Annotated in this window: 19 protein-coding genes and 2 pseudogenes; 5 read left to right on the plus strand and 16 right to left on the minus strand. The window is 71.1% G+C overall.

Going from position 1 to position 25,718, the window contains the following annotated elements; genetic code table 11:
* Positions 1-139 precede the first annotated feature (139 nt).
* The 4 genes and pseudogenes from AB0958_RS15770 to AB0958_RS15785 form a co-directional block, all read right to left on the minus strand.
* Positions 140-624: pseudogene (locus AB0958_RS15770) on the minus strand (DUF1365 family protein).
* Positions 625-898: 274 nt separating this feature from the next.
* Positions 899-1,786, minus strand: coding sequence for a phosphatase PAP2 family protein (locus AB0958_RS15775; RefSeq protein WP_366890992.1), 888 nt, complete (start codon positions 1,784-1,786; stop codon positions 899-901).
* On the minus strand, positions 1,783-2,616 hold the full coding sequence (locus AB0958_RS15780) for a polyphosphate polymerase domain-containing protein (protein ID WP_366890993.1): 834 nt from the start codon (positions 2,614-2,616) through the stop codon (positions 1,783-1,785). The genes AB0958_RS15775 and AB0958_RS15780 overlap by 4 nt, the downstream gene beginning before the upstream one ends.
* The gene (locus tag AB0958_RS15785; protein WP_366890994.1) at positions 2,613-3,272 is read right to left on the minus strand and encodes a DUF4956 domain-containing protein; all 660 of its coding nucleotides are present in this window, start codon (positions 3,270-3,272) and stop codon (positions 2,613-2,615) included. Before AB0958_RS15785 ends, AB0958_RS15780 begins: the two co-directional genes overlap by 4 nt.
* Before the next feature lie 151 nt (positions 3,273-3,423).
* On the opposite strand from AB0958_RS15785, the gene AB0958_RS15790 reads away from it, so the two are divergent.
* Both AB0958_RS15790 and AB0958_RS15795 read left to right on the plus strand, forming a co-directional pair.
* The gene (locus tag AB0958_RS15790) at positions 3,424-4,095 is read left to right on the plus strand and encodes a response regulator transcription factor (protein ID WP_366890995.1); all 672 of its coding nucleotides are present in this window, start codon (positions 3,424-3,426) and stop codon (positions 4,093-4,095) included.
* A complete protein-coding gene (locus AB0958_RS15795) occupies positions 4,092-5,453 on the plus strand; it encodes an ATP-binding protein (RefSeq protein ID WP_366890996.1) in 1,362 nt (453 codons plus the stop codon). Before AB0958_RS15790 ends, AB0958_RS15795 begins: the two co-directional genes overlap by 4 nt.
* Before the next feature lie 206 nt (positions 5,454-5,659).
* Here AB0958_RS15795 and AB0958_RS15800 read toward each other — a convergent pair whose 3' ends face one another.
* Positions 5,660-6,850: an MFS transporter gene (locus AB0958_RS15800; RefSeq protein ID WP_366890997.1), complete on the minus strand. Its 1,191-nt coding sequence runs from the start codon at positions 6,848-6,850 to the stop codon at positions 5,660-5,662.
* A 60-nt stretch (positions 6,851-6,910) separates the two neighbouring features.
* Between AB0958_RS15800 and AB0958_RS15805 the strand changes: the two genes are divergently transcribed.
* Positions 6,911-7,444 carry a hypothetical protein gene (locus AB0958_RS15805; RefSeq protein WP_366890998.1) on the plus strand — a complete coding sequence of 178 codons (534 nt, stop codon included), beginning with the start codon at positions 6,911-6,913 and terminating at the stop codon, positions 7,442-7,444.
* A gap of 72 nt (positions 7,445-7,516) precedes the next feature.
* Here the strand turns inward: AB0958_RS15805 and AB0958_RS15810 are convergent, their stop codons facing one another.
* Positions 7,517-8,671, minus strand: a complete 1,155-nt coding sequence (locus tag AB0958_RS15810) for a nuclear transport factor 2 family protein (protein WP_366890999.1) — start codon at positions 8,669-8,671, stop codon at positions 7,517-7,519.
* A gap of 95 nt (positions 8,672-8,766) precedes the next feature.
* Between AB0958_RS15810 and AB0958_RS15815 the strand changes: the two genes are divergently transcribed.
* Complete coding sequence (locus AB0958_RS15815; RefSeq protein WP_366891000.1) at positions 8,767-9,780, plus strand: LysR family transcriptional regulator; 1,014 nt, start codon at positions 8,767-8,769, stop codon at positions 9,778-9,780.
* A gap of 36 nt (positions 9,781-9,816) precedes the next feature.
* Here the strand turns inward: AB0958_RS15815 and AB0958_RS15820 are convergent, their stop codons facing one another.
* Positions 9,817-10,722, minus strand: coding sequence for an NADP-dependent oxidoreductase (locus tag AB0958_RS15820; protein WP_366891001.1), 906 nt, complete (start codon positions 10,720-10,722; stop codon positions 9,817-9,819).
* Positions 10,723-10,829: 107 nt separating this feature from the next.
* Between AB0958_RS15820 and AB0958_RS15825 the strand changes: the two genes are divergently transcribed.
* Positions 10,830-11,447: a helix-turn-helix domain-containing protein gene (locus AB0958_RS15825; protein ID WP_366891002.1), complete on the plus strand. Its 618-nt coding sequence runs from the start codon at positions 10,830-10,832 to the stop codon at positions 11,445-11,447.
* A 137-nt stretch (positions 11,448-11,584) separates the two neighbouring features.
* Here AB0958_RS15825 and AB0958_RS15830 read toward each other — a convergent pair whose 3' ends face one another.
* The 9 genes and pseudogenes from AB0958_RS15830 to AB0958_RS15870 form a co-directional block, all read right to left on the minus strand.
* The gene (locus AB0958_RS15830; RefSeq protein WP_366891003.1) at positions 11,585-12,310 is read right to left on the minus strand and encodes a dienelactone hydrolase family protein; all 726 of its coding nucleotides are present in this window, start codon (positions 12,308-12,310) and stop codon (positions 11,585-11,587) included.
* A gap of 129 nt (positions 12,311-12,439) precedes the next feature.
* Positions 12,440-12,730 (minus strand): annotated as a pseudogene (locus AB0958_RS15835) (family 78 glycoside hydrolase catalytic domain); the annotation flags it as partial.
* A 250-nt stretch (positions 12,731-12,980) separates the two neighbouring features.
* Positions 12,981-14,297, minus strand: coding sequence for a ricin-type beta-trefoil lectin domain protein (locus tag AB0958_RS15840; RefSeq protein ID WP_366891073.1), 1,317 nt, complete (start codon positions 14,295-14,297; stop codon positions 12,981-12,983).
* Positions 14,298-14,367: 70 nt separating this feature from the next.
* Positions 14,368-16,350 (minus strand): alpha-L-fucosidase, encoded by a 1,983-nt coding sequence (locus AB0958_RS15845; protein WP_366891004.1) that lies wholly within the window; start codon positions 16,348-16,350, stop codon positions 14,368-14,370.
* Between the two features lie 64 nt (positions 16,351-16,414).
* Entirely contained in the window at positions 16,415-18,823 is a 2,409-nt protein-coding gene (locus tag AB0958_RS15850) for a ricin-type beta-trefoil lectin domain protein (protein WP_366891006.1), read from the minus strand.
* A gap of 46 nt (positions 18,824-18,869) precedes the next feature.
* Complete coding sequence (locus tag AB0958_RS15855; protein WP_366891007.1) at positions 18,870-20,702, minus strand: RICIN domain-containing protein; 1,833 nt, start codon at positions 20,700-20,702, stop codon at positions 18,870-18,872.
* A gap of 68 nt (positions 20,703-20,770) precedes the next feature.
* Positions 20,771-22,282: an arabinofuranosidase catalytic domain-containing protein gene (locus AB0958_RS15860; RefSeq protein WP_366891008.1), complete on the minus strand. Its 1,512-nt coding sequence runs from the start codon at positions 22,280-22,282 to the stop codon at positions 20,771-20,773.
* Between the two features lie 71 nt (positions 22,283-22,353).
* Positions 22,354-23,985 carry a ricin-type beta-trefoil lectin domain protein gene (locus AB0958_RS15865; protein WP_366891009.1) on the minus strand — a complete coding sequence of 544 codons (1,632 nt, stop codon included), beginning with the start codon at positions 23,983-23,985 and terminating at the stop codon, positions 22,354-22,356.
* A 42-nt stretch (positions 23,986-24,027) separates the two neighbouring features.
* Positions 24,028-25,461, minus strand: coding sequence for an arabinofuranosidase catalytic domain-containing protein (locus AB0958_RS15870; protein ID WP_366891074.1), 1,434 nt, complete (start codon positions 25,459-25,461; stop codon positions 24,028-24,030).
* Between the last annotated feature and the right edge of the window lie 257 nt (positions 25,462-25,718).

Raw genomic sequence — 25,718 nt, forward strand, 5'->3', positions numbered from 1 at the left:
GGAGCAGCTGCTCCGGGCCGACCCGCCCGCGTCTCAACAGGACGTCGCAGAGAAAGGGACCTGGGCGGGCACGTCGGCCGGCACGTCAGCGGGGGTCTCGGCGGGTTCGGCGGCGCTTCGGGGCTCGGCAGTTCTCATGTCACGGTCTCCGGGGCGCGGTGGTCGTCGGTTCGGTCCTGGAAGGGCAGGCCCGCAGGTGGAGACGGATGCCGTGGAAGCGGATCGCGGCCGACACGGCGAGGGTGGACCACGGGTGGCGCCGGGCCAGGCCGCAGCAGGTTCGGGACGGTCACCGGGCGACGGATGCCGTGGACGGGTGCCTTCAGGGCGCGGCCGTCGGCGCGGTCCGGGTGCAGGGTCAGGTCGAGCCGGGGTCCCGGTCTCGGCAGCCGCATGCGGTAGCGGCCGTCGAAGGGGAAGAACGGCGAGACGTAGAACTCCTCGTCGGCGCACACCGTTCCGGTCCGGGCGAGGAGGGCGTCGAGGCCCGCGGGGAGGGACGGCTGGTCACCGGTGAAGTGGTCGCGGAGTCGAACCGGGCCAACGGGCGCAGTGGGAGCGCCAGTCGGGGCGGACGGTCCCGCGCCGCAGATCGATGAGCCACATGTACGTGCGGTGGCGCAGCGCGCCCCGCCGGCCGAGGCGTGAGGGAGTGGATCACTCGGTGTCGGACTCCCCGCCCACGCCCAGGCCCTGGCGTACCCCACACCCCCCGGGCGGTGTACCAGCCGTCCCGCGCACTGTCCTCACGGCGCCACCGTCTCCGGGTTTCCCCCATGCGGATGACCGGCCGTCTCTCCAGAGGCGCAGCACCGCCCCGCGGGCCGGGCGAGGCGGGTCGCCGCGGCGGCGCGAGGTGCGCTGTCCGCGGGTCGGTCAGGTCACCGGGGTGCCGACCTCACCGGTCACGGCAGGTCTGGGCGGCTCGGCAGCCGCTGACGGCGAGTTCGTAGTCGCCGATCAGGTCGCCCAGCAGGGTGCCGGCGGTGAGGTCGCTGGGGAGGTGGCCGGCCATGTAGAGGCGGGAGTAGAGGACTTCGGCGCGCATCCACTCGTAGTCCTCGGTGCGGTGCGGGGACAGGGCGGAGAGGAGGGTGACGGCCGCGGCTGAGCGGGCTGCGTGGCGGGAGGGGTAGGAGTAGGGCCCCTTGGCGCCGGGCTTGATGTGCTTGTCCGGGCGCAGGGCGGGGTCGAGGACGAACGGGGCCGGCTGCTTGTCCTTGGCCGCCAGTTGGTCACTGATCGTCTTGGCCATCTTCAGGGCCGCCTTGAGCTCGGCTTTCTCCGCCGTGCCCTGCGTGGCGGGGATCAGCTCACGCTGGTCGTGGAGGTAGAGCTTCCAGATGTCCTTCTTGCCGTGGAGCTCCAGCCAGCTGGCAGCCTTCCTGCCTGCGGCGCTGCGGATCTTGGCGAGCGTCTGGACCTGGTGGAGTTCGGCGGTGCGCTGCTTCGCCGTCGGCGGGGCGGGGACCTGCTGCGCGGCCCAGCCGGCGAACGCCTTGTCGTCGCGCGTGGTGCCGTGCGCCGCCTTCCACTGCGCGAAGAGGGCATCGGCCTTCTTGCCCTGGTCCACCGCCTGCTTGCCGATCGTCGCGATCTCGGCGTCGGTGAAGAGAGCGGGCGGCGGGTTCTGCTTGAGCAGGGCCGTGGCGCCGGGCTTCTTCTTCCCCGAGGTGGCGGCGGCGGCCGGGATCAGCTGCGGTCGCAGGAGGCCGATGGCGGCAGCGGCGACGGCGAGCAGCGCGATGACGGCGTAGGGCCATGTGATGCCGCGCGGAGCGTTCATGCGGCTGAGGTCCTTTCGAAGAGGGGTGCGGTGCCCGTCTGGGCGGTGCCCGTCCGTGCGGTGAAGTGGGTGCGGGCGAGGTGGCGTACGTCGTTGTCGGGCAGGCCGGGTGTGAGCAGGGACCGGCCGACCACGTACTTGCTGAGGGAGACGGGCCTGCCGCCCAGACGCAGCAGCAACCGGTCGGCCGGGGCGGGACGAGCGCCCCCCTTGGTCTCGACGAGCACGTGAGCCGGGTCGAGGGCGGCGGTCCGGTCGCCGTGGTGGCAGGTGAGGGCGCCGTCGAGGGTCACGCGGGTGCCGTGGTCCAGGTCGGCGAGGGCCGCCCGGACGTAGCGGACCTCGGCGGCGGGGGCCAGTTCCTCGGCCGTGACCGCGATGCCGGCTTCCTCCAGCACTCCGTCCACGAACTCGGTTGCCTGCGCGTCGAGTTCGCCGTACGCGGGGGCCGGGACCTTCAGGGCGTGCTTGACCGTGGCGCCGCGGCCGTCCTTCGTCTTCACCTCCACCCGGCACAGTCCGTCCTCCGCGTACAGGCGGGTGCGGACCTTCCAGCGCCGGCGGCGGCCTTGGACGTGGGCGTGCCAGGCGGCGAGCTGCTCGGTGTCGAAGTAGGTGCTGAGGTAGCTCGTCGTACGGCGCCCCGCAAGGTCGAGAACGCGGTGGCTGTCGGCGAGCAGGCGGACGAAGGTGCGGGCCTGGTCGAGCGGGAGAAGGTACTTGCGGTCGGTGCGGTGCTGCAGAGCGGCCGCTGCGTCGACCTCGGCCAGCGTCGCGCCCCGCAGCGCCGACAGGCTCAGCCCGGCCGTGAACGAGAAGGCCGGCGTCATGCAGCCATCACCTGCTCGCGCGGTTCGGTCTCCGAGCCGGGAGCGGGCTCGTCCGGTGCCACCGGGTAGCGGGCGGAGACCCGAGTCGTCTCCCGTACGTAGTCGACCTCGTCGACCAGGACGGACAGCGGCGCCCGGCCGAAGCGGTGCTCGACGTCCTGGCGGATCAGGGACGGGTCGTCGTAGATCCGGTCCAGCGTGAGTTTCACGGTACGGGTCGGCGGCTCGTAGGAGCGAGGGTCGTCGACGACCAGCACCGCGACCAGGAGCACCGCGGACAGGGCGATGACGAGCCAGCTGTCGCGCTGCGGCAGCCCCGTGCACAGGGCGATGACCAGGGTGACGAAGGTGTAGGCGACATCCCGCAGGGTGAAGGCCGCACTGCGCAGCCGCACCAGGGAGAGGATGCCGAACAAGCCGAAACCGACCCCGGCGGGGAACTTTCCGGCACTGATGGTGCTCATCGCGGCGAACAGGCCGATGTTGAGCGCGACCAGGACCAGCGGCATCGCAGCTACGCTGGGCCGGCGCCGGTAGAGCCACCCGACCAGGAGCAGCAGGGCGACGACGTCGAGGCCGCCGCGGGTCACTAGGTCCATGGGGGCGATGTGGGTGATGAGGCCCTTGGCGGCGAGCACCGCGACCGCTGCGTGCATGAACTGTCCCTTCCGTCACGGCACGTCGACGGCGGACCGGTCGCGGCCCGCGGAGCACCGCGACGTGATCGACGGTAGGGATGTCACATGAACAGACCATGAAGCCTTCCCGGCGGCAGGGCCGGCCGCGCGGCCGGTTAGCCTGGCCGGCATGCACTACCTGGTCGTCGACGACGAGACGCGCCTCACGGACCTGGTCGTCCGCTACCTCACCGAGTCCGGCCACACCGCCGAAGGCCGCTACGACGGGCCGTCCGGCCTGGCCGCCGCCCGCGATCACCGCGTCGACGCGGTTGTCCTGGACGTCATGCTGCCCGGCACGGACGGCATCGAGGTGTGCCGCACGCTGCGCGCCGACGGCGTCGACGTGCCGGTGATCCTGCTGACCGCCCGCGGCGCGATCGACGAGCGGGTCGCCGGGCTGGACGCCGGCGCCGACGACTACCTGGTCAAGCCCTTCGCCATGGAGGAACTGCTGGCCCGGCTGCGGGCCATCTCCCGGCGCCGCCCCGACGGCTCCGGACGCCTGCGGGTCGGCGACCTCGTCCTCGACCCGGAGCAGCAGCGCGCCTGGCGCGCGGACACCGAACTCGACCTCGCCCGCCGCGAGTTCGATGTCCTGCGGGTGCTGATGGAGAACGCCGGCCGGGTCGTGACCCGCCTCCAGTTGCTGGGCGAGGTCTGGGACGGGGAGACCGACCTGCGCAGCAACGCCATCGACGTCCACGTGTCCAAGGTTCGCGCCAAGGTCGACCGCGCCTTCGACCGTACGACCATCACGACCCTGCGCGGACGCGGCTACCGCCTGGAGACCACCCCGTGAAGCTGCGGGAGGGGTTGCGGCGACTGCCCGTCGTCACCCGCCTCGTACTGGCCGTCGCCCTCACCATGTCCCTGGTCCTGGCCGGGGCCGCCGGACTGGTCTACTGGCGGGTCAAAACCGCCCTGGACCAGCAGCTCAACGACGACCTCACCACCTACCAACGCAGCCTCGACGAAGCCGTCCGCGCCAGGACGCCGCCCCCGCCGGGCCCCAGCGGCAGTCTCCAGCAGATCCTCGACGCACACGGCCGCATCCTGCACTCCAGCGACGCTCTGCGCCACCAGCCGCTGCTCACCTCCGTCGAGCTGGACGCCGTCGTGCACGGTGCCACCGTCCGACGAGACGTCGGCTCCCTGCTGCCCATCACCTTCGACACCCTGCGCCTGCAGGCCAGACGCGTGACGGCCGCCGGGGAGCCCCGGATCGTGATCGCCGCCGTCCGGCGCGGTCACCGCGACGAGGCGCTGCGCGAACTGCTCGCCCAGCTCGCCTTCGCCTCCGCCCTGACCCTGATCGCCGCCTCGTACGTCGGCTACCGCACCGCGCGCGCCGCTCTGCGCCCCGTCGAGCGCTACCGCAGGGGCGCGGCCACCCTCGCCGACGGCGCCCAGCACACGCGGCTCGACGTGCCCGCCGACCGCCATGACGAGATCACCCGGCTCGGGCACACCCTCAACCACATGCTCGACCGCCTCGAAGCCGCCGCCGAACGCGAGCGCCGGTTCGTCGCGGATGCCAGCCACGAACTACGCACCCCGCTGACCCTGATGCGTGCCGAACTCGACGTCGCCCTGCACCGCCCCCGCTCCGCCGGTGAACTCACGGACACCCTGCGGTCGGTGGACACCGAGGTCCAGCGCCTGATCGACCTCTCCAACGCACTTCTCGACCTGGAGGAGCTCGGCAGCAGCCAGCACCTCACCCGGGCCCGCGTGCGCCTGGCCGACCTCGTCGAGGCCGCCGTCGTCCCGCATCGGCGCACCGCCGAACGATCGGGGCGGGACCTGGCCGTCGACGTGCCCGACGTGGTCATCGAGGGCGACGCGCGCTGGCTGCAACCCGCGATCGGCAATCTGCTCGACAACGCCCTGCGCCACGGCACCGGCAGCGTCCGCCTCACGGCCGGCGTCCACCAGGGCAGGCTGCGGCTGTCCGTCACGGACGAGGGGCCCGGCTTTCCGCCCGAGTTCCTGCCCCGGGCCTTCGACCGGTTCGCCCGCGCCGAGGCCAGCCGCACCAGCGAGGGATCGGGCCTGGGACTCGCCTTCGTCCACGCCGTCGCCCTCGCCCACGGCGGCACCGCACAGGCCCGGAACACCGGACACGGCGGCGCAGTCACCCTCGACCTGCCCTGCTGAGCGACGCGCCGGCCCGGACGTGCGGCGCACGGCGCCAGTAGGCGCCGCCCCTGCCCGGCCCGCCGGCCCACGCCCGCCGGCCCCCCTCCCCCGCTGCTCGGCCCCACGGCTACGGGACCGTCGGCACCGTGGACTCCATCGAGGACTTCGTAGGCCATCGTCTGCTGCGGCACCGACACCAGAACTGACCTGACACCCGCCCCCGTTCACCCTTCGGCGCTCGGCCGGTGTGCGGGCGACACCGAGCGGCGGTGGACGAACGCCGCCACCGCGAGGGCCCCGGTCAGCGCGGCGAGCGCCCCGAAGCCGTAGGTGAGCGTGGCGTACGAGGCGACGGCGGCGACGAGCAGCGGGCCGCCCGCGTCGCCGAGTTCCCGGCCCAGTTCGGCGGCGCCCATGGTCTGCCCGAGCCGCTCCGCCGGGGTGCTCGCGGCCAGCGCGGCGAAGCCGAGCGGGGTGATCAGCCCCGTCCCGGCACCGATCAGGGCCGCGCCGAGGAGGATGCCGGTCAGCCCCGGCAGCATCGCGCCGGCCAGCCCCGCGGCGGTGAGCGACAGCCCCGCGGCCAGGCCGGTCCGGGTCGTCAGGCGCCCGTCGTCCAGAGCGCGCCCGGCACGCGGCTGGACGAGGGCCGCGCAGCCGGCGAGCACCGACACCGCCGCCCCGGTCGCCACCGTGCCCAGCCCGACGGCGCGGCCGGAGACCGGCAGGAACCCGACGCCGACCGACAGGGCCGCGGTCGCCGCCGCGAGCGCGGCCGTCGGGGCGAGGAAGACCGGATCAGCCAGTCGCCGGGCCAGGTCGAGGACCGTCTGCCGGGCCTTGGGCAGTGGCGGTACGGCGGGTACGGCGAGCGCGGCCCACACGGCGACCGCCGCGCCCAGCATCGTGAGGACGGTGAACAGCAGGCGCAGGCCGCCGGCCCACACCAGGACGCCGCCGAGCAGCGGGCCCAGGGTGTAGCCGATCGACTTGTAGAAGCCGTAGCTGCCGAAGGCCCGCCCGTGTTTCGCAGCTGGGTTCAGGCGGGCGACCAGCGCGGAGGCGGACGGGGAGAAGGCGGAGGCCGCGGCTCCCTGCCCAAGACGTGCGGCCCACAGCCAGCCCGGGCTGTCGGCGACGGCGTACAGCGCGGACGCGGCGGCGAAGGCCATCAGCCCGCCGAGCAGCACGCGACGGGCACCGATCCGGTCGGCGAGGGTGCCGAAGAGGGGCTTGAGGAGTACCTCGGCGCCGTCGTAGAGGGCGAGCAGTCCGCCGAGTACCAGCAGGGAGGTGACCGCGTCGTCGGTGTGGCCGCCCAGGTTGGCGGCGATCCCGTGCGCGCCGAAGGCGGTGGTGAACCCGGCCGCGTACAGCGGCCAGATCTGCCGGGCCGGGGCGGAGGGTGCGGTCACTGCTCTGCCTCCAGGGTAATTGCGTGCGCTCTTTCGGCAACGGTGGGTACCGTGCCGACCATGGACGTGACGTTCACCGAGGTGCCCGGGCGCCGCTGTCGGATGACCGTCGTTCGGGAACGCGGTCCGCGATTGGCGCCGCGACCGGGGCCAGGGTATGGCGACTGTCTGCCGCATGACGCCGTGCACTTCCTGGTCGAGGCCGAGGCGGGCCTGTCCGGTGGTGTGTTCGGCAGGATTGCAGCCGGACAGAGCAATGTCTTCTGGGCGGCCGACCCTGTGATCAGGAAGCGCCGGGCACGTCGGGAAGCGAAGCGGCAGCCGAGCACGGCCGAGCGCGCCGACATGGCTCGATCCGAGACATTGGCCTCCCTGTGTGAGCCGTTGTGGCAGGTGCGAGCGGGCCGACGGTCCAGTCTCCCTGATCGGTTCTCCTCGGTGGAGCCAGATATCGGCGAGTCGCCGCTTGTCGAGCGCATCCTGGGCCGCGTGGACGACTTCGCCGCGCACTGGCACCCGCTACCGGCGGGCGGCAGCGTTACGTTGCCGTGGCCGTTGCATGCTCGTTCTGCACACACCTCCCGGCTGCGGTGATCTCGCCGCTTCAGACGAGGTGGCCGCGTTCGTAAGGAGCGCCGGCGCGGAAAGACGGATCGGTTCCCGTTCTCAGTCGTGGCGGTGATACGCCTTGTTGGCGATACGCCAGTTGCCGTCGGCGAGGACCAGCAGGAAGAGGTCGGTGAACGTGTCCCCGCCGTGCCGGAGCGTCATGGTGGCGGTCGCGACGGTGCCGTGGACGTCGAGGGCGTCGATGCGGCGGGTGCGGGTCGGTTCGTCCCGGGCCGGCCGGCCCGGGAAGAGGGCGCAGTACTCGTCCAGGCGCCAGGAGACGAACGCGCCGTCGCGGATCCCTTCGATGTGGGCGGTGGGAAGGAACGCGTCACGGAAGTGGGTGGGGTCGCCGGTGGCGTGTCCGCGGATGTAGGCGCGGAGCGGTTCGAGTACGGCGTCCTTCACGGCGGGGACCGTGGCGGCGACGGCGATGTCGGCCTCGGGGGCGGCAGGGGTGTCGGCCAGGCCGGCCGCGCTGCGCAAGGGGGTGTCCGACGCGGCGGCCAGCAACGCCATGTCCTTGGCCGGCGCACCGATGGTGAATTCGGCCGTGGCAGGGGTCGGCTCATCGAGGAGGAAGGGCCGCTTGCGCGCCACGAGGGCGCCGAGCTGGCCGAGTTCGAGGACGTCCAGCGTCTGGGTGCGGGGCAGGCCGAGGGCGTCGGCCTGCCGCAGTGCGTCGCGCAGCGCGAGGACGGCTCCGGCGAGGCTGTTGTTGGCGATCAGCTTGAGCGCGGCGGCGGTGGCGGCGGCGGCCACGTGCCGGACGGTGCCCAGTGTTTCCAGAACGGGGCGGACCCGGTCGAGTGCTTTCTGGTCGGCGGCGAGGATCTGCAGGTCGCCGCCGGCGGCGGCAGGCACCGAGCCGAGCAGGGGCGCGTGGACGTAGGAGGGGCCGAACTGCCGGGCCAGACTCGTTGCTTCGGCGGGGGCGATGGTGCTGGTGTTGAGCACGATCGTGTCCGTGCGCAGCGAGTCACGGACGTCGTCGAGGACCTGCCGGCAGGCCGGGCCGTCGAACAGTGCCACAAGGACGAGGTCTGCCCGGGCCACGGCCTCGTTCGGGTCGCCGGTCGTCTTGACGGTGCCCGGTGTGCGCCCCGAGCGGGTCCAGGCGACGACGTCCCGGTCCTGGGCAGCCAGTCGTGTCGCGAGGGCGCTGCCCATGCGCCCCAGGCCGAGGACGGCGATCGTGTGCGGTGTGGTCATGCGCGCCACAGTGGTGCACCTCGAGGGATGCGACAAGCGCAGATTTCGCATGCCCGCCCTGCGGGACCCGCATACCGTGGGGGCATACTGCCGCCGTGGACCTGACTGTGTGGCGGACTTTCGTGACCGTGTGCCGGGTCGGATCGCTGTCGGCGGCGGCAGCCGAGCTGCATCACACGCAGTCGGCCGTCTCCCGGCAGATCGCCGGGCTGGAGCGGCAGTTCGGCGTGCCTCTGGTGGAGCGTCATGCGCGTGGTGTGCGTCCCACACCGGCCGGTGAGGTGTTCCGGCGCCATGCCCTGGCCACGCTCAACGAGGCCGACCGCGCTGTTCGCGCGGTACGAGATGTCCGCGACGGGGTGGGTGACCGGCCCCTGGCCGTCGGGGCGACGCCGTCCCTCGCCGCGGGGATCGTCCCTGAGGCCGTCCGGGGCCTGCTGAAGCAGGTCGGACCGGTCCGGTGGAGCCTGCTTCCCGGTCTGAGCGCACAGTTGCACGGCCGCGTGATCGCCGGTGATCTCGACGTCGCCGTCGTCACCGACGCTCCGCCGGGGCTGGCCGCCGACCCGCGGGTCGAACGCCGCTTCCTCGGATTGGACGAGATGGTCGTCGTGCTGCCCTCCGGTCATCCGCGGGCCGGGCGGGGGCCTGTGTGCATGGGGGCGCTGGCCGACGAGACCTGGGTCGAGGACAACGACGGCTCCGCGGCGCTGCTGCGCCGGCATGCCGCCCGTGCCGGGGTCAGCGCCCGCATCGACCTCGCCGCGGCCGATCTGCCCGGCAAGCTGGCCCTGGTCGCCACCGGTCACGCCATCGCCCTGATACCCGGGGTGCTGACGTGCGCGTTGCGGGCCGACGTCACCACCCTGCCCCTCGTCGATCCCCCGACCCGTGGGATCTACGCGATCACACCGCGCCGCGACCCCCACCCCTGCGCGGTGCCCCTGCTGGACCAGCTCACCACAGCCTTTTCCTCGGTCCGTCCGGGCCACGTCGAGCACCAGCCGGCCGGGGCGGACGCCCGTGCCGCCGCGTCGCCACTGCACGACGCCATCGGTGAAACGCCCCACGGCAGTTGCGAGCAGCGGCTGGATGCGCACCGCCCCTGATGCAGTCGAACCGCCTGCCTGCGTGCGCTGCCGGCCTCAGAGGTCGATGACGACCTTGCCCTGCACGTGCCGACCGGCCTGTAGTTCGACCGCTGCCCGGATCTGGTCGATCGGGAAGGCCGCCGCGACGGGCACCCTCAGTCGGCCTTCCGCGACGAGGCGGGCGATCTCCTCCAGGGCGCCAGGGGTGGCGTTCGCGCCGTTGGCGGCCGGCACTCCCTCGACCTGCGCGGCGATGGTGCAGATGCGGCCGTCCGGGACGCCGAGTTCTCTCGCCACGTCCACCGTGTCGGTTCCGTGGAGGTCGATGGCGGCGGTGATGCCGTCAGGAGCGAGGGCGCGAACCCGCTCGGCCAGGCCCTCGCCGTAGGTGACCGGCTCGGCTCCGAGGTCACGCAGATGGTCGGCTGACGCCGCTGATCCCGTCCCGATCACGCGTGCTCCCGCGATGCGGGCCAGTTGGACGGCGAACACGCCGACCCCGCCGCCGGCGCCGCCGATCAGGATCGTGTCGCCCGGACCGGGCGAGACCGCGTCGAGGGCGGCGGACGCCGTGCGGCCCGCGATCGTGAGGGTGGCCGCGGTGCGGTCGTCGACACCGTCAGGGGTGTGGTGGGCCTCGTCCGCCGCTGTCTCGCCGGACGAGTCGACCACCACGAAGTCGGAGACCGCCCGGGACAGGGCACCGCCGAACACCCGGTCGCCGATCGCGAAGTCGGTCACTCCGTCGCCGATCTGGTCGATCACGCCCGCGTAGTCGGTGCCGAACCCGGTCGGCAGCGTCAGGCCGAACCTGGCCGCGGTGTCCGCGTCGGTGGTCATGATCCAGTCCATCGGGTTCAGGCCGGCCGCAGTGACCCGCACGCGGACCTGTCCTGGCCCGGCCTGTGGTTCCGGGACCTTCTGGACGTCCAGGTTCTCAGGGCCTCCGAAGGAGTCCATCCGGACTGCCGTGCTGCCGGCTGCGGGCGATGGGGCGTTGTGCATCTGCTTGGCGCCTGTCTCCTCGACGGGGAAGGAAGCAACGAAACGGACTATGCTCCGTTTACATGAACGACCGTAATACAAACGGAGCGCGTTCCGTTTCGGATGAGGTGGAGAGCCGCACGCCGCGGGCGGACGCGGCACGCAACCGCGAACAGCTGCTCACGGTGGCGACCCGCGTGTTCATGTCGGCCGACGCGGAGCCCTCGATGCGCGCGATCGCCCGCGAGGCCGGGGTCGGCATCGCCACCCTCTACCGTCACTTCCCGACCCGCGAGTCGCTGGTCGACGCGGTGTACAAGGACCAGGTCGTACGACTGACGAGCGGCGCCCGCGAGCTGCTCGACCATCTGCCGCCCGCGGCGGCGCTGCGGCGCTGGATGGATTTGTTCGGGGATTGGATCGCGGCCAAGAACGGCATGCTCGACACGCTGCGCGCGATGATCGACTCGGGCCAGGTCGCCCATGCGCAGACCCGGGCCGAGCTTCTGACGGCCATCTCCACGATTCTCGACGCAGGCCGTACGGCGGGCGACCTCCGCGCCGACATCGCGGCCGAAGACATCGCCGCCGCCCTCATCGGCACCTTCACAGTGGCCCCCCGGCCCGAGCAGGAAGCCCAGGCCGGTCGCCTGCTGGACCTGCTGATGGACGGCCTCCGGCCCGCCCATCGGCCGTCCTGAGATCAGACCTGCCCCTTGGAAGGCCGTCACCCGAGCCGCCGTCGGAAGCACTGACCGGGCGGTGGAGTGGTGTCGACCGGATCCGGTGGCGGTCGGCCGGCCCGTCGCGGGGACCGGAATCGCGGTGGTCGACTCGATCACTCCGGCACGGACAAGCACTCGGTGAGCAGGGCGAGAATGTCGTGCCAGGCCCGCTGTGCGTGCCGTGGGTGGTAGCCGACGCCGGGCAGCACGGTGTGGTCGACCGGTGGGTGGTGGAAGGCGTGCAGGGCTCCGCCGTAGACCACGAGGCGCCAGTCGACGCCGGCGGCCTGCATCTCGGCGGTGAACGCGTCCCGTTGGGCGGGCGGCATGATCGGGTCTTCCGATCCGACCCCGGCCCACACCGGGCAGCGCATGCGCGCCGCCTCGCCCGGTCGGCCCGTGGTCAGTCCGTTGACTGTCGCGATCGCGCGCAGGTCGACCCCGTGGCGCCCGAGTTCCAGCGCGATTGCGCCCCCGGTGCCGTAGCCGACGGCGGCGATCCGGTCCGGATCGGTCCGCGGTTCGGCGCGGAGCACGCCGAGCGCCGCGTGGCCGATCCCCCGCATCCGGTCGGGGTCGGCGAGCAGCGGCGTGCAACGGGCCAGCATCTCCTCGGGGTCGCCCAAGTAGCGCCCGCCGTGGAGGTCGAAGGCCAGCGCCACGTATCCCTGGTCGGCGAGCGCATCGGCTCGGCGGCGCTCGACATCGCTGAGCCCTGTCCCCTCGGGCCCGATCAGGACCGCGGGCCGGCGGTCGACGCCGGCGGGGAGCGCGAGGTACCCGATCATCGTGAGGCCGTCGGCCGGGTACTCGACCGTACGCGTGGTCATCGTCACCATGAGACGGGACGGTATGACCGTCGAGTCAGGTCGGGCGGGCGTTCTGCAGTCGGCAGAACAGGCCGGGCGCGCTGGTCAGCGGGCGGGGTCGGGACGCCCGAGTGACCGTGCAGCCGCGTCGGTCGTCGCGAGCCCTGCGCTGTCGTAGGGGAAGGAGGCGGTGGGCGCGAAGACCTGGATGTCGCCGTTCCGGCCGAGGCGCTCGTCGCACTGCGGGCAGTCGGTGGGCACGTCCAGGAAGTTGCCGCGCATGCGGTCGGAACACTCGCAGGAGCCGGCGCGCTCCAGGTCGGAGTGGAGGACGACGGCGCGCACACCCATCGCCGGGTCGAAGCCGTCCGGCTGGCCGGTGATCTCGGCGTAGCGGAACCCGTGGAAGGTGAAGCGCGGCTCGAAGACCTCGATGCCCTTTCCGCGCAGGGTGAGTTGGAGGTGTGGCCGGAGATGACCCGCGCCTGGCGGATCGCCGCGGGCTTCCTCCCCGAGGCGACCGAAGCCACCGCCCGTACGGCTGCTTTCGTCAACCGCGTGGCCGAAGGCCGGGTCGTCGACGGTGCCGCCCTGCTCGGCGGTCCCGCGACCCTCGACGAGGTCTGCCAACCTGGCCGGACAGCACCGTGAGTTGGCGGCGTGGGCCAGGTCGGCAGGGTGCCGTACCTGGCCCGGCCTGTCAGTTCTGCAGGTGCCAGTGCTGGTTCGCTCCGCCCGTGCAGGTCCAGAGCTGGACCTTGGTTCCGTTGCCTGTTGCCTGGCCGCTGGCGTCCAGGCACAGCCCCGACTGGGCCGCTGTGATCGTGCCGTCGGGATTGACGTTCCACTGCTGGTCCGGCTGCCCGTCGCAGTCCCAGATCGCCGCCGGGGTGCCGCTGCCGGCAGACTGGCCGACGCCCAGGCACTTGGTGCCGTAGACCATCAGTTGCTTGGCGGCGGTTGGGGTCCACCGCTGGTTGGAGCCGCCGTTGCAGTCCCACAGCTGTGCCTGGGTGCCGTTGGCGGTGGTGGAGTTGTTGATGTCGAGGCAGCGCCCGGACTGCTGGCCGACGATCTCCTGGCTGCTCGACGGCGGGGGCGGGGGCGGTGGTGTGCTGGAGCCGAACTGGGTGAAGAACTGCCACACCGCCGCAGACGTCCACGTGTGCCAGCCGTCACCGGTGGAACCGTCTATGGGGCCGGGGTCGTGGCCGGCTCCGTCGAACGCGGCCCACACGACGGGGTAGCCCGACCGGCATCCGGAGTAGGTGGTGATGATGTGCGTCAGACTGCCGTAGGCCGGCTCGGGCGGGTTCTGCGGGGTGCAGCCGTTCGTCCGGACGAAGGTGTCGCGCAGGTCCCGTCCCGACTGGATGGGCAGCACGTTGTCCCTCAGGCCGTGCAGTCCCATGTAGGCGATGGGCTGGTTGCCGCCGCTGCAACCGCTGAGGTTGGCGCCGGAGTAGACCGCGACGGCCCGGAAGACGGTCGCCCGGGCGCAGGCGAGGGCGTAGGACATCGCACCGCCGTAGCTGAAGCCCGCGGAGAACAGCTGGGTGGTGTCGACGCACAGCCCTGCTTCGATCTGGCTGACCATGGCGTCGACGAAGGCCACGTCCTGGCCGCCGGGATTGGCCCAGCCGTTGCCGTTGCCCTGGGGCGCGACGAAGATCGTGCTGTTGTTCGCGTCCGCCAGGCGCCTCAGGCCGTAGTAGGACCAGTTGTATCCGTCCGTTCCGCCCGAGTCGACGTCGCCGGCCGTGCCGCCGCGCCAGTGGAAGCCGAAGATCAGCCGGTAGGGGTGGTTGCTGTCGTAGCCGGCCGGCACCCTCAGGATGTAACTGCGGGTCTGGCCGCCGGTCTGGATCGTGTGGGTGCCGCTCGTCAGCGCCGGGGCCTTGCCGCAGCCGGCGGTGGCCGAGGCGGCGGCCACGGCCGGACGGGGGGCAGCGTGGCTGTTGCCGAACGAGGTGCCGGCTGCCGACAGGACGAGAAGCAGCGCACCCGCGAGGGACATCAGGAGTGGTCTGCGTTTCATACGCGCTCCTTGTTGTGTGGTCGGGGAGGATTTCGATGGCACGGGCGGTTCACAGGGCGGTGACGGTCCACTCGTTGTTGGTGCTGGAGTTCGGCGTCCACATCACCGCGGTCGAGCCCACCGTCGTGCTGCCGCTGCCGTCGAGGGCGGTGCCCGTGCCGCGGTTGACGATCTGGTAGCGGTTGCCGCCGAGGCTGTTCAGCGACCACTGCTGGTTGTTTCCGCCGTTCCACGCCTCCTGCCGGGCGGGAGCGCCGTTGGCGGAGTTGCCCCAGCTGTCGGCGGCCATGCCGTTGGCGCGGTTCATGATGCGGTGGTAGCCGTTGCCGAGGTCGATCAGCTGCCACTGCAGGTTGGCGCTGCCGTCGTAGTTCCACTGCTTGAGGTTGGAGCCGGAGGCGACGTTGCCGCCGCTGTCCAGAACCAGACCGCTGGTGACGTTGGCGATCTTCACCCAGGTCGTGGAGCCGCCCGGTGCGCCCAGGACGGGGATCTCGCCGGAGAAGGTGAGCTTGACCGTGTAGGCGAGGGCGTTGAACGGCGGGTTCGCCGAGGGCATGGCCAGGTGCAGGCCGGCGGCGTCCTGAGTGGGTGCGGGCAGGTTGACGTAGGTGCCGGCGGCGTTGTTCAGCAGTTGGGCGCCGGTCAGGGTGCTGAGGTTGATCTGGTTGGAGTTCAGCGTGGTGATGGTCGTGGTGGCGCCCTGCCAGCCCAGTGTGGTGGCGTACAGGACCTTGTTGTCCTGGCTGCGGGTGAAGCGGACGTCCTGAGGCTTTCCTGCCACCGGTCCACTGAAGGAGCCTCCGCCCATCTGGGTGGGGCCCTCGCCGTAGCTGGACCAGGAGCGGGTGCCGTAGACCGCCTCGCCGAAGCGGCCGAGCCAGTCCCCCATGGCGAGCAGGATCGACTGCTGCCCGGAGGGGATGGTGCCGTCGGCCATGGGGGCGATGTTCAGGAGCATGGTGCCGCCCTTGCTGACCCGGTCGATCAACGAGTGCAGCAGCGCCTGCGTCGTGTAGTAGCCGATGCCGACCGTGTAGCACCAGCTGGAGGAGGAGATGCTGTCGTCGGTCAGCCAGTAGGGGGTGAGCAGTCCTGCCGGGCCGCCGCGCTCGAAGTCGAAGACCTCGCCCTGGTTGTCGAGCCCGTCCTTGTAGGTCGCGACCACGTCCTTGTTCCAGGCGACCGCCTGGTTGTAGTAGTGCGCGAGGAACTGCAGCCGATAGGACTCCTGGACCAGGTTGAGGTCGAAGTCCTGCCAGAGCAGGTCGGGCTGGTAGCCGTCGATGACCTCGACGAGCTTGTCGTACCAGAGCTTGTTCTCCGCCGCAGAGCCCTGTTGCCCGTAGAGGATGCGCAGGGCCGGGTCGGACTGGGACGGCACGTGGTCGTAGTAGCCGTTGAAGTGGTAGGCGTGGTGGAGGGAGGCCATGAACTTCAGGCCCTGCCCGCGGATCGCCTGGGCGTGCAGGGCGACCAGGTCGAGTCGGGGACCGTGCTGAACGGAGTTCCACGGGTTGGCGCGGCTGTTCCACATCGAGAAGCCGTCGTGGTGTTCGGCGACCGGGCCGGCGAACCTGGCGCCCGCCGACTTGAACAGCCGGGCCCAGGCGTCCGGGTCCCAGTTGCCTCCCTGGGACACCAGTTTCGGGGCGAACTGCACGAAGTTGCCCGCCTTGTCGCGGGCGCCGTCGAGGAAGTTCTGGTACGGCCATACCGAGGGGTCGCCGTAGGTGGCGATGTGGTGCCGGTTCTCGTTGGAGCCGCCGATGTACATGTTGCGCGGATACCACTCGTTGCCGTACGCGGGGACGCTGAAGGCGCCCCAGTGGTAGTAGATGCCGAACTTGGCGTCCTTGAACCAGGCGGGGGCCGGGGGGTGCTGGTCGACGGAGGACCAGGTGGCGGTGTAGCTCGCGGGGCCGTCGGTGGCGGCGGCCTGGGGGGCGAACCGCAGCAGGCCGGCGGCCGTGGCCGCGCCGGTCACCGCGAGCAGGCGGCGTCGGCTGAGCGGGTGGGGGGAGAACGTCATGTGGGGCCCTTCAGGGTCAGGTGACGGGTCAGGTGACGGGGTGGGCGGTCTCAGCCGGCGCCGGTCACTCGCGCGTCCACTTCTGGTTGCCGGCGCCGGTGCAGGTCCACAGCTCCAGCAGGGTGCCGTTGGCTGTTCCCGCGCCGGTGGCGTCCAGGCAGAGGCCGGACTGGGCACCGGTGATCGTGCCGTCGGCGTTGAGGGTCCACTTCTGGTTGCTGCCGCCGGTGCAGCCGGAGATGTCGACCTTGGTGCCGGGGCTGGTGCCGCTGCCCGCCGCGTCCAGGCAGGCGTTGCCGTAGACCCGCAGTTCACCGGCCGGTGTGCTCGTCCACTGCTGGTTGCCGCCGCCGTTGCAGTCCCACAGCTCCACCTGGGTTCCCGGGGTCTGCGACTGGTTGGGCACGTCCACGCACCGGCCGGAGGCGGCGCCGACGATCGGACCGGTCGTACCGCCTCCTCCACCGCCGCTGCCGGGGGTGAGGGAGAGGTTGTCGAACTGTGCCGTCTCGCCCTGGCTGGTCGCGTAGCCGACCTGTCCGCCGGCCCAGGTGCGGTCGGTGGCGGAGCCGACCGTGGAGCCGTCGATGACGGCGCTGATGGTGCTTCCGGAGAAGGTGAGGGCGAGGCTGTGCCACCGGTTGGTGCCCAGGGCCGTGGTCGTCCCGCGGGCGAGGGTGGCGACGTTGCCGTTGGTGCCCGAGTTCAGGATCGACCAGGCACCGGTGTCGCTCACCCTCAGGTGGTAGGCGTTCAGACCGCCGGTGCTGCTGTAGTCCTGGCCGTTCGCACGGCCGATCAGCTCGGCGTATCCCGGCTGTTCCAGCAGCACGTCCGACGAGACGGTGTAGTTGCTCCAACCCACGTCACCGAGCAGGGCGTGGGGATCGGACAGCGCGTCCCAGGTGATCGGCTTCTGCGGACTCATCTGGCGCACGCACTTGCCGCCGCGGCCACCGCCGCAGGCCGTCACCTCGAAGGCGCCCTGCCAGTCCATGAGGTACTTCGCCTCCGTGCCGGTGGTGTAGCCGTCGAAGGTGTCGCCGTACGGCAGGCTCATGGCGCCCTGCGCGGGGCTGGTGGCGGTGCCCTTGCCCTGCCCGGTGGTGGTGGTCAGGGTGTAGACGTGATGGGGCTGCACGGTCAGGCTGAAGCCTCCGCCGGAGGGGGTGACGTCGGCGGTGTGCACGAAGTAGTCGGCCGGGTTGGAGGAGTTGACGTCGGTCGACCAGACGTGGACGGTTCCGCCGGAGAGGCCACCGGTGACGTCGAAGTTCAGGGTCTGGGCGCTGCCGGCGTCCATCGTCTCGATGACGGTGGAGTAGTCGGAGTTGTTCGGGGACTTCAGCGAGACGTAGCTGCCGTTGTTCCGGTTGCCGCCGAGGTAACCGCTGGAGGAGTCGAGGTACTTCCACCCGGGGGCGGTGAACTGGGTGGTGTGCGCCATCACCCAGGTGTTCTTGCCGATCGCGTAGTGACCGGACCACGGCTGGGAGGCCAGGGCGAGGCCCATGGTGGGGTAGGGCAGGTTCGGGGTGATGGCGGCGACGACCGGCCAGTTGAGGTACGCGGTCATCCTGCCGTCGATGTATCCGCGGTTGATGCCGCGCGCCATGGCGGGGGCTCCCCCGTTGTAGTCGTCCGAGCCGTTCTCACTGGCCCACAGGGGCTTGCCGGACATCGTGGCGGCCGACGGCACCGAGCAGTTGGACTGGGAGGAGCGGTAACCGCAGGGGTAGTGCGTGCCGATGACGCTCACCGCGGCGGCGAAAGCGGAGTTGGAGTTGACGTCGCCTGCCACGGTCCAGTCCGAGTCGGCGGCGACGATCTTGACGCTGCCGTAGCCGTTGGAGTTGAGCGCGCTGCGCAGTTGCTCGTACCAGGAGACGTTGTAGCCGCGCTCGTTCCAGCCGCCGAGGTAATCGATGGTGAGGCCGTGCTGTTTGGCGCAACCCAGCCAGGAGACCAGGTAGTTGACCATGTCTGTGGACCAGAAGTTCCCGCCGCCGATCCAGCCCGGCGCACCCCAGGCGAGGCCGTAGAGCTTGATGTCGGGGTTGCGGGCCTTGGCCTGCTCCATGAGCCACCATTCGTAACCCCGGTCGCAGTTCAGGTCGGAGCGGGTGTGCTGGTGGCTGGGTTCGGCGCCGGAGGTGGAGTTGGTGTCCCCGCCGATCTCGGCCTTGAGGATCTGCAACGAGGCCCCGTAGCCGGGCTTGAAGAGGTAGTCGAGGATCTGACCGCGCTGGGGCTCGGGGTAGTCGATCAGGAGCCTGCTGTTTCCGCCGCCGCCGCTGATCGCGCCGACGCCGTCGAAGGTCCGGCCGCCGGACGCGCCGTCGATGGAGAGGGAGGTGGCGGCGTGCGCCGGGGCGGCGACGGTGCCGACAAGGCCGCCGACGGCCAGGAGAAGGCCCGTGAGCACGGCGGTCGAGGCGCGCAGGCGCCGCAGCAGCCGTCCGATTGCTGACACGGTGGTTTCCTTTCGCAGGTCGGTGGAGTCCGCGTCGGGTGCGGTCTCAGCGGACGATGAAGTTCTGGTTGGTGCCCTGCGCGTTCTTGCACTGCCACTGGTCCAGTTGCTGTCCCGCGCTGCTGCCGGCGCCGTAGACGTCCAGGCACAGGCCGCTGTTGCGGTTCTGGAAGGTGTACGAGCCGTCCGACTGGCGCACGGGCAGCCAGAGGGCGTTGGCGGCGGTGCCGGGGGCCTGCTGCACGATGTCCGGGGTGCCGGCCGTCGTGGAACCGCCCGCGACCGCCACGTCCTGGCCGGAGTGCTGGGCGCGCAGTTCGCCGTAGCCGTCGGCGGCCGGCACGAACAGGAAGCGCTGGTTGTCCTGCCCGTTGCAGGTCCACTGGTCGACGACGGCGCCCACGGCGGTGGAGTTGCCGTAGACGTCGAGGCACAGGTTGTCGTTCGCGACGACGAGTGGGTGGTAGCCGTCCGGGAAGCCCGTACCGTCGGAGGTAGCCGGGGTCAGGTAGACGGCGAACGCGTCGTGCGAGCCCTGGAAGGTGAGCGGCACGGTGACCGAGCCGGCGGATGCGCTGACGTTCTGGTCGTACACGGTCCCCGGCGCACTCAGCGGGGCCTGGTCCGGGATGCGGTGCACGGTGACGTGGACGTTGCCCGCGTTCGTCAGCCAGGGCACCGAGGACAGTCCGTCGAACGTGACGGAGGCGCCCCCGGTGTAGCCGTTGGAGTCGCCGATGAGCGCCACGGCGCGTTTGGCGGCGGAGTCCTCCGAGGCGGCCACGGCCGTGGAGCCGACCTGGCCGGAGGTGTCGACCAGGGTTCCGGTCATGTCGGCGTAGTCCCGCAGCGCCCACCAGCTGCCGGTCGGCTGCCAGGTGCCTCCGCTCTGGGTGAGCACGCCCGTCAGGTTCGGGGTGGTGCAGCACACCCAGTTGCCGCGCATGGCGTTGGTGTACCCGGACTGCGCGAACCGGGCGAGGTACCAGGCCGTCACGCCGGCGGTCTGGCGGTCGGCGGGCTGGTACTCGTTCGAGGACAGCGGCAGCGGACCGATGCCCGCCGAGCTCAGGGCGTTGCGCAGGCTCTGGGCGACGGTGACGGGGTCGTCGACGTCGCCCTCGTTGTGGTTGGTGATCATGTCGGGGACGGTCCCGGCCGCTTTCACGTGTGCGAGCCAGGTCCCCCACTCCCCCGGGTTACGCTGCGGGGTGAAGGCGAGGGACGGCCCCACGATCTTCGCCCCGGGGGCGATGCGCCTGATCTCCCGGTAGGCGGTGTCCCACATCTGGAAGTACTGGGCGCTGTTGACACCCCGGGTCCAGAACACGGAGATGTCCGGCTCGTTCCAGATGTCATAGGAGAACGTGAGCCCTGACCCCTGAAGGGCGCCCACCGTGGCGTCTATGAAGCTGATCCAGTTCGAGCAGTCGCCGTTGTCGCACGGGTATCTGGTGTTCGAGGGCTGGCCGCCGTTGGCGCCGTAGATGTCACTGACCAGCACCTGGTACTGCGCGTGGTACGGCGGCCGGGTGAGTCGCCGGGCCTGCGCGGTGATCGAGTCGAGGTCGGCCCGGGTCGCGGACCCGTACTGGTAGCCGTCCCTGATCCAGCCGCCGGAGAACCATCCGCCGCCGCGGAAGGCGTTGATGCCCAGCGGCTGGAGGAACTGGTCGACGGGCTGGGTGCCGTCCTGGCTGATGCCGTAGAGGAACCCCTCCCCCACGCCGGTCGAGGGGCCCCGGGTCGAGGCCAGGTCGACGCGCAGCGACGTGCCCGCGGCGGCCTGGCTCGGGGCCGTCGTCAGCAGCGCCATGACGAGTGCCAGGACGATGCCGCCCACCAGTGCCGCAAGTCCGGGTCTCGCTCTCATCCTCATCGGGTCCTCCTGGGTCGGGGCGGCGGTGGGAGCCGCCGCCCCGGGGTCGGGCGCATGGGCTCACGGGGTCAGTTCAGCGTCCATTTCTGGTTGGACTGGCCGTTGCAGGTCCACAGCTGTACGGGGGTTCCGTTGGCGGTGGCGGCGCCCGACACGTCCAGGCACAGCCCTGACTGGGCGCTGGTGACGCTGCCGTTGGCGTTGAGCGTCCATTGCTGGTTGCTCTGGCCGTTGCAGGTCCAGGTGATGACCTTGGTGCCGGGGCTGGTGCCCTGCCCGGAGGCGTCCAGGCACAGGCGGTTGCCTCCGAGGGAGACGGTCAGCTCACCGGAGGTGCTCTCGGACCAGGTCTGGTTGGCCCCGCCGGAGCAGTCCCGGATCCCCGCCTGCGTACCCGGGGTCGTCGAACTCCCGGGTACCTCCAGGCACTTGCCCGCGCCCACCGCGTGCAGCGCACCGGTGACACCGCCACCGCCGCCCGACGTTCCGTACCCGGCGGCGGTGATACTGGCCTGGACGGCGTTCTCGGTGGCGTCGGAGGGATAACCCGCCGTCATCGCGCCTTCGAAGAACTCGCCCTGTCCCGAGACGCTGTTGTCGCCGCCGGTACCCAGGAGGACGGAACTGTCGACCTTCATCGGTGAGTAGCCGTTGGGAAGGGGGCCGGAGAAGGTGGTGGTCAGCCCGCCGGCGGCGCCGTCGCCGTACTTCAGGGTGAAGTTGCTGGTGCCGTTGTTCTTCAGCCACGCGCTGACGAACGGGTGGTGCACGCCCTGGTTGTTCGGGTCCTTGTTGGAGCCGGTGTTGGTGTGGAACATGCCGTTCTCCAGGTCGGCCTCGACCCAGGGACCGGTGCCCGTGCAGCCGTTGAACCAGCAGGCGTTGCCCCAGTAGATGGCGTTCATGGTGGCGTTGCCGGTGTCGGTGTGGGAGTTCTCGCCGCTCCCGTAGTCGAAGCAGCACCACTGGTTGGTGTAGTTCGACGACGTCACCATGTAGATGCCTTCGGGCTGGGAGCCGGTGGCGACGCCGCTCGCGTGGTCGATGCGGTAGCCGACTCCGGGTGTGACCTTGACGCCGAAGACCTGGTGGCCGGCCGCGGTCACCGGCAGTGCCATGGCGTCGGCTCCCACGTCGGATCCGTTGGGGCCGGGGCCCTTCCAGTAGCCGCCCCAGGAGATCGGCAGGTCGTTGTGGCGGGTGGTCTGGTCGTAGATCTTCGTGATCGTGCACGAGGTGCCGGCGCAGAACGAGACCTGGGACGCGCCGTCGGCGTATCCGCCGGCGGCGAGCAGCCCGATGTCGCGGTAGGCGTGGTCGGAGGACCTCTGGATCTGGTACAGCGGCCCGTTGTACGCCGCGAAGAGCGCCCTGGTCGTGGAGTGAGCGGTCACACACGGTGTGCCGCCCGCGGCATAGAGGTCGCACGGCAGCTCCGCGGCGGCGGGCGCGGCCGGCGCTGCTGCTTGCGGGGGTGTTGCGAACGCCGGTGTGCCGAGTGCGGCCAGGGCCAGCACCAGGGCGATCAGGAACACGACCGGGAACCGGCTTCGCCGGTCATCGGTTGCCGATCGGGGCAAGGAGACCTCCTTGGTGAGGGTGCCGCCGCACGGCGGTACCGAAGCTGCCCGTGGGCGAAGCGGGAGGCGGTTCATCCCAGCGTCCATCGCTGGCTGCTGCTGCCGGTGCAGGTCCTGAGCTCGACGAGACTTCCGTCAGCGGTGGCCCCTCCGGCCACGTCCAGACACAGGCCGGACTGGACGCCGGTGATCGTGCCGTTGGAGTTCAGCGTCCACTGCTGGTTGCTCTGGCCGTTGCACTGCCAGATCTCCACCTTCGTGCCGGGCGTGGTCTGGTTGTTGTAGGCGTCCAGGCACATCTGACCGGTGCCGGAGTAGACGGTGAGCTGACCCGGGGCGGTGTGCGTCCAGGTCTGGTTGGCGCCGCCGTTGCAGCTCCAGATCTCCACCTGGGTCCCGGCGGTGGTGGTGGAGTTGGGTACGTCCAGGCACTTGCCCGCGCCGACCGCGTGCAGCGGACCGGTCACGCTGGTGCCGCCACCGCCGCTGGTGCCGCCCGAGACGCGGTACATCACGGTGCCGTGGGCGGGTACCGAGGCGCTGATCGTGCCGGAGGTCGCCGAGGACGCGCCCGACCACAGGTCAGTGAGGGTGTAGGAGGACGCCCCGGTCTTGCCGATGGCGGCCGTGTCGGTGGTGATGGTCGCGGTGGAACCCGTCTCGTTGAACAGGGCCACCGACACGTCCCCGTTGGCGAGCGGCTTGGCCAGCACGTCCAGACCGCCCGAGGAGGACACCAGGGTGCCCTGTTTGCCGAGGGGGTCCTGGTCGACCGCGATCACCCGGGAGTTGGTCAGGACGGACAAGGTGGCGGCACTGGCCTGCGGGATGTTGGTGCCGGCGATGAGCGGCGCGGCCATCTCCGCCCAGAGGCTGAACTCGCTGCGGTTCTCGGTCGCCGTCATCGAGCCGTTGCCGACCTCCAGCATGTCCGGGTCGTTCCAGTGGCCGGGTCCGGCGTAGGAGGCCAGCCCGACGTTGCTGTGGAAGATCGACAGCATGCTGGAGAAGGTCGGGCTGATGTCTCCCGTGGTGCGCCAGCTGTTGCCCACGTCGGCGCCCCAGGTCCACACGTTCTCCTGGCCCCAGTTGCACAGGCTGTACAGGATCGGCCGACCGGTGGCCGCGAGCGCGTCCCGCATCGCGGTGTAGCGGGTCCGGGCGGCCACGCCGGTGTTGTTGCAGTTGTCGTACTTCAGGTAGTCCACGCCCCACGACGCGAACGACTGCGCGTCCGTGCTCTCGTGGCCGAGGCTGCCCGGATAGCCGGCACAGGTGGCGGTGCCCGCGTCCTCGTAGATGCCCAGCTTCAGGCCCAAGGAGTGCACGTAGTCGGCGGTGCCCTTGATGCCGTCGGGGAACTTCGCCGGGTCAGGTACCAGGTGGCCGCCGGAGTCACGGCTGTGGGTCATCCAGCAGTCGTCGATGTTGACGTATGAATAGCCCGCCGCCTGCATGCCGTTGGTGTGCATGGCCTGGGCGGTGGATTTGATCAGCGCCTCGGATACGTTGCAGCCGTACGCGTTCCAGTCGTTGAAGCCCATCTGCGGGGTCGGCGCGAGTCCGTTGCCCAGAGCGGCGGCGGGGTGTGCCGTGCCGAGGGCGAGCAGGGGTGCCGCCACGGCGAGCAGCACGGCCGAGAAGGTGAGTGCCAGGATTCTGCGCAGGGACAGCGATGGGAGCGGCGGGGTGGTCGTGGGCATGGGGCATCTACTCCTGGACCGGATGGGGAAACTGACAGGCGTTCAGCGATAACCGGCGGCCGTGATGTTGGCCTGCACCGCGTTGTCGGTCGCGTCGGAGGGATAGCCCGCGACGACTGCTCCCTCGTAGAAGGTGCCGGCGCTCAGGTTGGCGCCACCGCCGGGTTTGCAGCAGTCGCCGCCGCTGCCGAGGACGATGGCCCCCTGCTTCTTCATGGGGCTGTATCCGCCGGGCAGGGCGCCGTCCCACAGGGTGGTCAGGCCGCCCGACTGGGCGTCGCCGCCCTTGAGGGCGAACCTCGACGTGCCGTTGTTCTTCAGCATCGCGGTGACGAACCTGCCGGTGAACGCCCGCTGGCCGGGGTTCCAGGACTGGCTGCCGCCGGGGTACAGCCCCCATTCGAGGTCGGCCTGCACCCAGGGGCCACTTCCCTGGCAGCCGCCGAACCAGCACTCGGTGCCGAAGTTGATGGCGTCCATCGCCCCGGCGGCGTCGGCCTTCCTGGTCGTCTCGCTGTTGCCGTAGTCGAAGCAGCAGCCGCCGTTGACATGGGTGCCGCTGGTCACCATGTACGCCCCTTCGGGTGCCGCACCGGTCGGCACGCCCGTCAGGTGACCGTCGCGCCAGTAGCTGTTCCCGGGGTTGATGTACAGCGAGTACTCCTTGGTGCCCCCGGCGGTCAGCGACTCGGCGGTCGCCTTGGCCGGGCTGCTCTGGCTCGATCCCGGGACCTGGGCGGAGCCCTGGTACCACAGGTCGTTGCCGTGCCCGGACTGGTCACGGACGACCGTGATCACGCAACTGGTGCCGGCGCAGAACGCGTCCTGGGCCGCGGCGTCGGCGAAGCCGCCCGGCGCCAGCACGCCGATGTCCCGGGTTGCGCTGTCCGAGCTGTGCCTGACCTGGTACAGCGGGCCGTTGTACGAGCCGTAGAGGGCGCGCACCGTGCTGTGTGCGGCGACGCACGGGGAACCGCCCGCGGCGTAGAGGTCGCACGGGCCCGACCCGCCGGGCGGGGGCGGAGGCGGGACGGCCGGTGCGGTCCACTTCTGGTTGCCCTGGCCGTTGCAGGTCCACAGGATGACCGCGGTGCCGTTGGCCGTACCCGCCCCACTGGCGTCCAGGCAGAATCCGGACGCGGCACCGGTGATGGACCCGTCGGCGTTCTGTCGCCACACCTGGGTCGACCGCCCGTCGCACGAGCGGATGACCGCGGGGGCTCCGGGTGTCGTCCGCCCGTCCAGGGCGTCCACGCACCGGGTGCCGTTCATCGTCCTCAACTCGCCGGCCGAGGTCGGCTGGAATGCCTGGTTGGCCTGGCCGTTGCAGTCCCAGATGTCCAGGGTCGTACCCGGTGTGTCGACGTCGCCCTTGACGTCCAGGCACCGGCCCGACGCCGAACCGACCAGGGGTGCCGGCGACGTCGGCGCGGACCACGTCGGCCCGTTCGCCAGCAGCACGGCCAGCAGTCCCAGCACGCACACGGCGGCGGCCGCCGGTAAGCGCGACGCGCGAGCGGTGGGGTGACAAGGCGGAGCGGATGAAGGCTGCATTCTGTGTCCTCGCGTATGCGGGGGACGGGGACGGAGAGTGCCGTGCCTGTCCGAGAGCGTTCGGAAGGGGTGTCGACCGCTCCCGTCTGCGCGCCCGCAAGCACGCACAGGGAACTCTCATACATCCCATGTCGCATAGTGATCTCACAGGCCCAACACCCTGTCAATAGGCCTCACTT

Origin of the sequence: Streptomyces sp. NPDC006655, from assembly GCF_040703965.1 — a bacterium.
Lineage (GTDB): Bacteria > Actinomycetota > Actinomycetes > Streptomycetales > Streptomycetaceae > Streptomyces.